Genomic DNA, 8,540 nt, shown 5'->3' with positions numbered 1-8,540 from the left:
TGCCCGGCCGGCTGCCCGGCAGGAGTCCCGCCCGGCCCGGCCGGCCCGGCCGGCGGCGGACACATCAAACACGTCAAGCACGTCAAGCGCGTCAAACAAGTCAAACACGGCCATGGCCGAGGCCCTGCGCCGCGCGGGTCTGGGCGGTCACGCCTAAGGCGCATCCCGTGCATTAACTGCATCGGATGGATGCCGGACCACGCACTAGTTCAGGCGCCTTGCAGGTTTTGCCGCAAATGTCCACCAATTGTTCGGTACCGGTCATATTGGCGTCACATTCTTGCAGCCTCGGCCGGCCATCTCCCACACTGGAGACAGGTCATGAGTGTCAGCGACAAGCCCCGGCTCGCTGACCGGCAACCCTCCTTTCTGCGGCGGGGTGCCCCGGGTGAAGACCTGGCACCGGACCAACCGGTCTCGGTGCAAGCGCGGGCCCACTGATTTTTGGCCCACCAGCGCCCATGGGGCGCCGGTGGGCCTTCCACCATTGCAGGCCTCAAGTGTGTAGGAGCCAACATGACCAACGCCTGGTCCTTTGAAACCCGTCAGATCCACGTCGGCCAGGAGCCGGACGCCGCCACCGGCGCCCGGGCGTTGCCGATCTACCAGACCACCTCGTTCGTGTTCCCGTCGGCGGAAAGTGCTGCCGCACGGTTCGCCCTGGCCGAGCTGGAACCCATCTACACGCGGATCGGCAATCCCACCCAGGATGCGGTGGAGCAGCGCATTGCGAGCCTGGAAGGCGGTGTGGGGGCGCTGCTGCTGGCCTCCGGGCAGGCCGCAACCACCTTTGCCATCCTGAACGTGGCCCAGGCCGGGGACCACATCGTCTCCAGCCCGAGCGTCTACGGCGGCACGTTCAACCTGCTGGCCCACACCCTGAAGAAGCTGGGCATCGAGGTCACGTTTGTCTCCGACCCCGACAACCTTCAAGAATGGCGCTCGGCCGTCCGCCCGAACACCAAGGCCTTCTTCGGCGAGGTCGTCTCCAACCCGCGCCAGGACGTGCTGGACCTGGAGAACATCAGCGAAATCGCCCACGCGGCGGGCGTGCCGCTGCTGGTGGACAACACGCTGGCCACCCCCTACCTGATCCGCCCGCTGGAGTGGGGTGCGGACATCGTCATCCACTCGGCCACCAAGTACCTGGGCGGGCACGGCAGCGCCATTGCCGGCGTGATTGTCGACGGCGGCAGGTTCGACTTCGCGGCCGACCCGGAGAGGTTCCCCGGCTTCAACACCCCGGACGAGACCTACAACGGCCTGGTCTACGCCCGCGACCTGGGCGTCGGCAGCGCCCTGGGCGCCAACCTCGCCTACATCCTCAAGGCGCGCGTCCAGCTGCTGCGCGACCTGGGCTCCGCCGTCGCACCCTTCAACGCCTTCCTCATCGCCCAGGGCCTGGAAACGCTGAGCCTGCGCGTGGAGCGCCACGTCTCCAACGCCGTCACCGTCGCCGAATGGCTTGAGGGCAACGAGAACGTCGAGAAGGTCACGTATGCGGGCATCCCGTCCAGCCCGTGGTTTGAGCGGGGCCGCAAGTACGGTCCCAAGGGCGTCGGCGCCATTGTCTCCTTTGACATCAAGGGCGGCCTGGAGGCCGGCAAGCGGTTTGTGGACGGCCTGGAGCTGCACTCGCACGTGGCCAACCTCGGCGACGTCCGCTCGCTGGTGATCCACCCGGCCTCCACCACGCACGCGCAGCTTTCGCCGGACCAGCAGCTGGCCGCCGGCGTCCGGCCCGGGCTGGTGCGCCTGTCCGTGGGCCTGGAGGGCGTCGAAGACATTATTGCCGATCTTGATGCCGGATTCCGCGCGGCAAAATCGGTGTGATTCCGGTGGGAGGAACGGTGGTGAGCGCGGTGTATTCCCCGGACTTGGAAAAGCCCGAACCCGTCGGCAGCGCGTGGTCGGCGGCCGTGGGGCAGGGCGGCGGCGTGCTGCGTTCCGTGCAGATCGGCGCCCTGGCGCTGGAATCCGGGGACAAACTGCCCCGGGTGACCATTGCCTTTGAATGCTGGGGGACGCTCAACGACACCGGCACCAACGCCGTCCTGATCCAGCACGCGCTCACCGGCAGCACCCACGTCAGCCGCGGCGACTCCGAGGAGGACGGCTGGTGGGAAGGGCTGGTCGGCCCGGGCGCGGTGATCGACACCACCAAGTACTTTGTGGTGGCGGCCAACATGCTCGGCGGCTGCTACGGCAGCACCGGCCCGTCCAGCATCGCCGCCGATGGGCGCCCGTACGGCTCCCGGTTCCCGTTTGTGACCATCCGCGACTCCGTGAACGCCGAGGCCCGCCTGGCCGACCGCCTGGGCATCACCTCCTGGCACGCGGTGGTCGGCGGGTCCATGGGCGGGGCCCGTGCCCTCGAATGGGCGGTGATGTTCCCGGAGCGCGTGCGTCGGTGCGCCGTAGTGGCCTGCTCTGCCGCGAGCACGGCCGAACAGATTGCCTTTGCCCAGGCCCAGGTGCTGGCCATTCGCCAGGACCCCAATTTTGCCGGCGGGGACTACTACGACGGCGCCGCCCCCACCTCCGGCCTGGGGCTGGCTCGCCGGATTGCGCACATCACCTACCGGTCCGAGGGGGAGATGGGTGCCCGCTTCGGCCGTGCCGTCCAGCCGGGCGAAAACCCGCTGGGCCGCGGTCGGCTGCGGCCGGGCGGCGGTGCCGAGGGGCGCTACCAGGTGGAAAGCTACCTGGACCACCAGGCCCGCAAGCTCGTGGGGCGCTTTGACGCGAACAGCTACATCGCCATCACCGAGGCGCTGATGAGCCACGACGTCACGCGCGGCCGCGGGACGCTGGAGCAGGCATTGGGCAAGGCCGCGGGCGTGGACTTCCTGGTGGCCGCCGTCACCAGCGACCGCCTGTATTTCCCGGCGCAGTCGGAGGAGTTGGCCGCGGCGCTGCCCGGCGCCGTGCCGGTGCGTTACATTGACTCCCCGATCGGGCACGACGGCTTTCTCACCGAAGTGGCCGCCGTCGGGGAGCTGCTCCAAGATTCCTTCTTCACCGATTGACCCGGGTGCCGGGTACGGCTAGAAGTTCTTGAAGATCGCCTCGCGGTGGAGGGCGTATTGCTCGGCCGTGACCTTGCCGCTGCGCCGTGCCGCGTCCAGGGCGTCGAGCTGGCGCTTGAGCTCGGCCTCGGCGAGCATGCGTTCGCTGGCGAAGCCGCGCACCTGGTGGGCGCCGGGGGAATCGTAGCTCTTCATCGGTAGGCCGTTAAGCAGCGTGCCGGCATAGGGCGCGGCAACGGGCTGGCGGCCTGGCTGTGCGGTGTGCGAGGCGTTGCGGCCCTGGCTGTTGTGGCCCTGCATCAGGTACGCCTGCGCGGGTTGGTTCGCGTCGTTGCGCCGGCGGCTGCGGCGGGCAACCGCCCGGGTGAAGTTCGCGACCAGCACGACGGCGATGATCACAAAGACCAGCCACGGCTGGAAGTCCATGGAATTGCCGGCGCCGGCCGCCACGGATCCGGTCCCCATCGCGCCTTCGACACCTTGCACAACACCTAGCACAATGCACCCCTCATGAACTTATGCCTGCGTAACCTTCATCCTAGTCCGGAAACCCGGTGGCCGGTCCGCCCGCACGGGCCTGGTCCGTGGGATCCGCGGCCGGGCCCGGGCCAAACGCGGGCCCGGCGGTGGGGCGCTTGGCGGAGATGCCGTCGCCGGAGGAGCGGTGGCGCAGTCGGCGCAGCACCCACGGGAACAGGAACTCCCGGGCCCACACCAAGTCCTCGGCCCTGGCCGTCTGCCATTTTTGCGGCGGCAACGGCTTGGGCATCAGGGGCTTCAACGTGTGCGGGACGTTCAACGCCTCCAGGGCCATGATGGCGATGGTGTGGTGCCCCAGCGGGGAAAAGTGCAGCCTGTCCCCGGCCCACATGCGCGGATCGCCGAGTTGTCGCAGCGACCACATGTCGGCAATGACGGCGTCGTGCCGCGCCGCGATGGTGCGCAGGTTCTCGTTATAGATGGCCACCCGCCCGCGGACCAGCGCCAGCACCGGGGTCTCGCGGATGTCGGGGCCGTTGAACAGCAGCACCGTGGCGCCGGCCGCCGTCATCGCCGCCACGGCCGCGTCCAGCGACTCCGCCAGGGCATCGGGGTCCGACCCCGGCCGGATCAGGTCGTTGCCGCCGGCGGAGAGGCTGATCAGGTCCGGTTTCAGGGCCAGCGCCGGAGCCAGCTGTTCGTCCAGGATCTGCTGCAGCAGCCGGCCGCGAATGGCCAGGTTGGCGTACTTGAGGTCATCGCAGCCGCGACTGAGTTCCTCCGCCACCCGGTCCGCCCAGCCGCGGTAGCCGCCGGGGCTGCTGGACTCGGGATCGCCGATTCCCTCGGTGAAGGAGTCGCCCATGGCGACATACCGGGTCCACGGGTGGATCGGGCTGGCCGCGGGCGCGGCCGCCGGGCTGCTTGGGTTCTCTGCCGTAGATTCGCTCACCTTCCCATCCTGCCGCCAACCGGCGACATTGCGCCACCCTGGGTGCCCCGCGCGGCCGGTTCGATTCGCGGGCACCGGCATGAAAAGATGGTCCGCATGAGTGCACCCACCCCCACCGTCCTGTGGTCCCGCCACGAAAGCGAGCGGGCCGGCACGCCGCTGCTCGTGATGTTCCACGGCTACGGCGCCGATGAGGAGGATCTCTTCGGCCTGGCCGCGCAGCTCCCGGCCGGCTTCACCGTCGCCTCCGTCCGGGCCGCAGAGCCCGCCGGTCCCGGCTACGCCTGGTTCCCGCTGCGCACGGACCTGTCCTACTCCCTGGATGCCGTGACGGCGGCGGCCGGGGTGGTGGAGGGCTGGCTCGACGGCGTTCGTCACCAACACACGTCCGTCACCTTGCTCGGCTTCTCCCAAGGCATGTGCCTGGCGACCACGCTCCTGCGGCACCGGCCGGCGGACTATGCGGCCGTCGTCGGGCTGTCCGGGTTTGTGGTGGAGGCCGACGGCCACGCGTACTTTGACGACGCCGCCACGGCCGCCGCGAAGCCGGAGATCTTCTGGGGCCGCGACCAGGCGGATCCCGTCATCCCCGCCGCGTCGGTGGATTACACCAATTCGTGGCTGCGCGCCCACACCCAGCTGACCAAGGTCCTGTACACCGGAATGTGGCACGGCATCAACGCCCAGGAAATGGCCCATGTGAGCGAGTTCCTGACGCTGAAGGTGCTCAACTAGCGTTAGTGCGGGGTGCTGATACGCACCGATTCCCCGTTCACCGTAACCACGTCGCCGTCGTGCAGCTGGCGGCCGCGGCGTTCGTCGATCTCCCCATTGACCGTGACCATGCCGTTCTTGATGAGGTCGGCGGCCTCCACCCCGTCCTCCGCCAGGCCGGCAAGCTTGAGCAGCTGGCCAAGGCGGATCATGGAATCGCGGATGGGCAGGTCATTGGTCTGCGGTGATGTCATGGGTCAATTGTGCCGCATCGAATTGCCCGGCGAATTCGCGCCGGCGGATTCACTTGAGCGGGCGCGGGGTCTAGCGTGGGAGCGAGATCCAATGCGCTACCGGGAGACCCGCCATGGAAGAAGAAACAATCAAGTTCCCCTCCGCGGCCGTGCCCGGGAGCCTGGTGGTGGGCGGCTACACGGAGGCCGGGTACGGGGCGGGTCCCGGGCTGGCACGCCATGTCCTGGCGCCCGATGGCACCGTGGGGGCGCAGGCGGCGCGGGGCTCCGGCGTCCGGAACCCGTCCTTCCTGGCCGCAAGCGGGCGGTACCTGCTTGCGGTCGAGGAGCTGCCCGCCGGGCGGGTGGCGGCGCTGGAGGCCGCCACGCTGGCCCTCGTGGGGCGGGCCCCGACCGGAGGGGCCGACCCTTGCCACGTGCTGCCGATCGGCGACGCCATCTGGGTGGCCAACTACTCCAGCGGCACCACCGCGGTGGCGTCCCTGGCGGATCTGCGAAACGGCGCCGACGTGCGGGACGGGACCACGCCGGTGCCACTCGAGCTGCTGTCCCACCCGGGCAGCGGGCCCGTCGCGGACAGGCAGGACGCATCGCACTGCCACCAGGTGACGGCCACGCCGTGGGGGACCGTCCTGGTCTGCGACCTGGGCGCGGACCGGCTCGACGAGTACAAAAGCGGCGAATACGCGCCACATGAATCCGCGGGCGGCCGGCAGGTGCGGATCGGCTCGGCCGAACTGCCGCCGGGCACCGGGCCGCGCCACGCGGCCATCCGGGGCGACTTCCTCCTCGTGGCCGGGGAGCTGGACGGACACCTGCACGTGCTCCGCCGCGTTGAGCCGGATCCGGCGACCGGGGCGGCGGCCGGCCACTCGTGGCGGTGGCTGTTCAAGGTCCCGATGGCCGCGGCGGCGGACGACATTGGCGTCCCGGAGGCGTTCCTGCCCTCCCACATTGAGTTATCCGCCGATGAGGCCATCCTGTACGGCGCGGTCCGCGGCCCCAACACGCTGGTGGCCTTCGACGTGACCGGGCTCGGCGGCGCCACGCCCACCGCGCCGCGGCTCCTGCGGGTGAGTGCCTGCGGCGGCGACTGGCCCCGGCACTTCGCCCTGACCGCCGCCCGCATGTATGTGGCCAACCAGCGCTCGAACACCGTGACCGTGCTAGCGCTGGATGCCGACGGGCTGCCGGCCGGGGCGCCCGTCCAAACCGTGGACTTTGGCAGCCCGAGCTGCGTTGTGCTCATCTAGTGCGGACCCGAGAAATTCCACCCTGCGCAAAACTCGCGGTGAGTTTGACGCCAGTGGACAACGTGCGCGAAACTCGCCGCCGGTTCCGCGCGGACGGGACGAATTCCCCCACCCCACCTGCCGCCCGGTAGGCTAGAGCCCGGGACGGACCGCACCCAGCGGCCTCGTAATTAATAGGAGTAATAGTGGCGCCTCAGTCCAAGCTTGACCAGGTCATTTCCCTCGCGAAACGTCGCGGCTTTGTGTTCCAGGCCGGTGAAATCTACGGCGGTTCGCGGTCGGCCTGGGACTACGGGCCCCTCGGCGTGGAGCTGAAGGAAAACATCAAGCGCGAATGGTGGCAGTCCTTTGTGCGCGGACGCGAGGACATGGTGGGCCTGGATTCCTCCATCATCCTGCCCAAGGCCGTATGGGAGGCCTCCGGCCACGTCGCCACGTTCACCGACCCGCTCGTTGAGTGCACGCAGTGCCACAAGCGCCACCGCCAGGACCACCTCGTGGAGGCCTTCACGGCGAAGAAGAACCGCCAGCCCGTGGAGGGCATGAGCGAGATCGTGTGCCCCGACTGCGGCACCAAGGGCCAGTGGACGGAGCCGCAGCTGTTCTCCGGCCTGGTCAAGACGTTCCTGGGCCCGGTGGATTCGGCCGCCGGCCTGCACTACATGCGCCCGGAAACCGCGCAGGGCATCTTCGTGAACTTCAACAACGTGCTCACCACCTCCCGCAAGAAGCCGCCGTTCGGCATCGGCCAGATCGGCAAGGCGTTCCGCAACGAGATCACGCCCGGCAACTTCATCTTCCGCACCCGCGAATTCGAGCAGATGGAAATCGAGTTCTTCACGGCTCCCGAGGACGCCGAGAAGTGGTTCAAGGAATGGGTGGACCTGTGCTGGGCCTGGTTCCTGGACCTGGGCATCAACCCGGAGAACATGCGCCAGTTCAACGTCCCCGAGGACGAGCGCGCGCACTACTCCGCCGGCACCATCGACTTCGAGTACAAGTTCGGTTTCCAGGGCTCGGAGTGGGGCGAGCTCATGGGCGTGGCCAACCGCACCGACTACGACCTCAGCTCCCACACGAAGGGCTCCGGCACCGAGCTGAGCTACTTCAACCAGGCCACCGGGGAACGCTTCACCCCCTACGTCATTGAGCCCTCCTTCGGCCTGACCCGCTCCATGATGGCCTTCCTGGTGGACGCGTTCACCGAGGATGAGGCCCCGAACGCGAAGGGCGGGGTGGACAAGCGCACCGTGCTCCGGCTGGATCCGCGCCTGGCCCCGGTCAAGGCCGCCGTCCTGCCCTTGAGCCGCAATGAGGACCTCTCGCCCWAGGCCAAGGAGCTGGCCAACCAGCTGCGCGGGCACTGGAACATCGAGTTCGACGACGCCGGCGCGATCGGCCGCCGCTACCGCCGCCAGGACGAGATCGGCACCCCGTTTTGCATTACGGTGGATTTTGACACGCTCGAGGACAACGCCGTGACCATCCGTGAACGCGACACCATGAGCCAGGAGCGCGTCTCCCTGGACAAGGTGCAGGCGTATCTGGCCGCCCGTCTGCTGGGTGCCTAGAGCGCATGGCTGAGCTGACGTACCGGCCGTGGCGTGACGGCGATGACCTCGCCCTGCGCGAAATCTGGGGCGACGCCGAGTCCGCCCCGGCCGGCCAGTTCCGTGCCGCGCTGGCGCCGGACCAGGACGCCGGGCCCTGGCGACGGACCGTCGTGGCCGAGGACCAGGGCATTCCGGTCGCGGCCGCGGTCGTGTATTCCTCCACCTTGCACCCGGCCCGGCTGTGGGCGTACGTGGAGGTCGCCGCCGACCACCGCGGCGCCGGCGTGGGCGCCGCGCTGCTGGGC

Annotated in this window: 8 protein-coding genes, 1 pseudogene and 1 riboswitch; of the genes and pseudogenes, 6 read left to right on the top strand and 3 right to left on the bottom strand. The window is 69.1% G+C overall.

What is annotated here, in order from left to right:
• Positions 1-317 precede the first annotated feature (317 nt).
• Positions 318-435: riboswitch (SAM riboswitch) on the top strand.
• Positions 436-516: 81 nt separating this feature from the next.
• Together AB4Y80_RS16640 and metX are read left to right on the top strand one after the other, a co-directional pair.
• The gene (locus AB4Y80_RS16640; protein WP_442215450.1) at positions 517-1,833 is read left to right on the top strand and encodes a bifunctional o-acetylhomoserine/o-acetylserine sulfhydrylase; all 1,317 of its coding nucleotides are present in this window, start codon (positions 517-519) and stop codon (positions 1,831-1,833) included.
• A 44-nt stretch (positions 1,834-1,877) separates the two neighbouring features.
• Entirely contained in the window at positions 1,878-3,029 is a 1,152-nt protein-coding gene (gene metX / locus AB4Y80_RS16635; RefSeq protein ID WP_442215452.1) for a homoserine O-acetyltransferase MetX, read from the top strand.
• An 18-nt stretch (positions 3,030-3,047) separates the two neighbouring features.
• Here metX and AB4Y80_RS16630 read toward each other — a convergent pair whose 3' ends face one another.
• Both AB4Y80_RS16630 and AB4Y80_RS16625 read right to left on the bottom strand, forming a co-directional pair.
• Complete coding sequence (locus AB4Y80_RS16630) at positions 3,048-3,494, bottom strand: hypothetical protein (RefSeq protein WP_442215449.1); 447 nt, start codon at positions 3,492-3,494, stop codon at positions 3,048-3,050.
• 73 nt (positions 3,495-3,567) lie between these two features.
• Complete coding sequence (locus AB4Y80_RS16625; RefSeq protein WP_442215451.1) at positions 3,568-4,374, bottom strand: SGNH/GDSL hydrolase family protein; 807 nt, start codon at positions 4,372-4,374, stop codon at positions 3,568-3,570.
• A 183-nt stretch (positions 4,375-4,557) separates the two neighbouring features.
• On the opposite strand from AB4Y80_RS16625, the gene AB4Y80_RS16620 reads away from it, so the two are divergent.
• A complete protein-coding gene (locus AB4Y80_RS16620) occupies positions 4,558-5,196 on the top strand; it encodes an alpha/beta hydrolase (protein ID WP_442215448.1) in 639 nt (212 codons plus the stop codon).
• Positions 5,197-5,198: 2 nt separating this feature from the next.
• Here the strand turns inward: AB4Y80_RS16620 and AB4Y80_RS16615 are convergent, their stop codons facing one another.
• The gene (locus tag AB4Y80_RS16615; RefSeq protein ID WP_442215447.1) at positions 5,199-5,429 is read right to left on the bottom strand and encodes an RNA-binding S4 domain-containing protein; all 231 of its coding nucleotides are present in this window, start codon (positions 5,427-5,429) and stop codon (positions 5,199-5,201) included.
• A 113-nt stretch (positions 5,430-5,542) separates the two neighbouring features.
• Between AB4Y80_RS16615 and AB4Y80_RS16610 the strand changes: the two genes are divergently transcribed.
• From AB4Y80_RS16610 to AB4Y80_RS16600, 3 genes and pseudogenes are all read left to right on the top strand, one after another.
• A complete protein-coding gene (locus AB4Y80_RS16610; protein ID WP_442215446.1) occupies positions 5,543-6,682 on the top strand; it encodes a lactonase family protein in 1,140 nt (379 codons plus the stop codon).
• 185 nt (positions 6,683-6,867) lie between these two features.
• Entirely contained in the window at positions 6,868-8,253 is a 1,386-nt protein-coding gene (locus AB4Y80_RS16605) for a glycine--tRNA ligase (protein ID WP_442215445.1), read from the top strand.
• A 5-nt stretch (positions 8,254-8,258) separates the two neighbouring features.
• Positions 8,259-8,540, top strand: a pseudogene (locus AB4Y80_RS16600) (GNAT family N-acetyltransferase); the annotation flags it as partial.

It is taken from the genome of Specibacter sp. RAF43 (assembly GCF_052114065.1).
GTDB lineage: Bacteria > Actinomycetota > Actinomycetes > Actinomycetales > Micrococcaceae > Specibacter.
The sequence above is the reverse complement of the archived record's forward strand: the minus strand, read 5'-3'. Positions and strand labels throughout refer to the sequence as shown.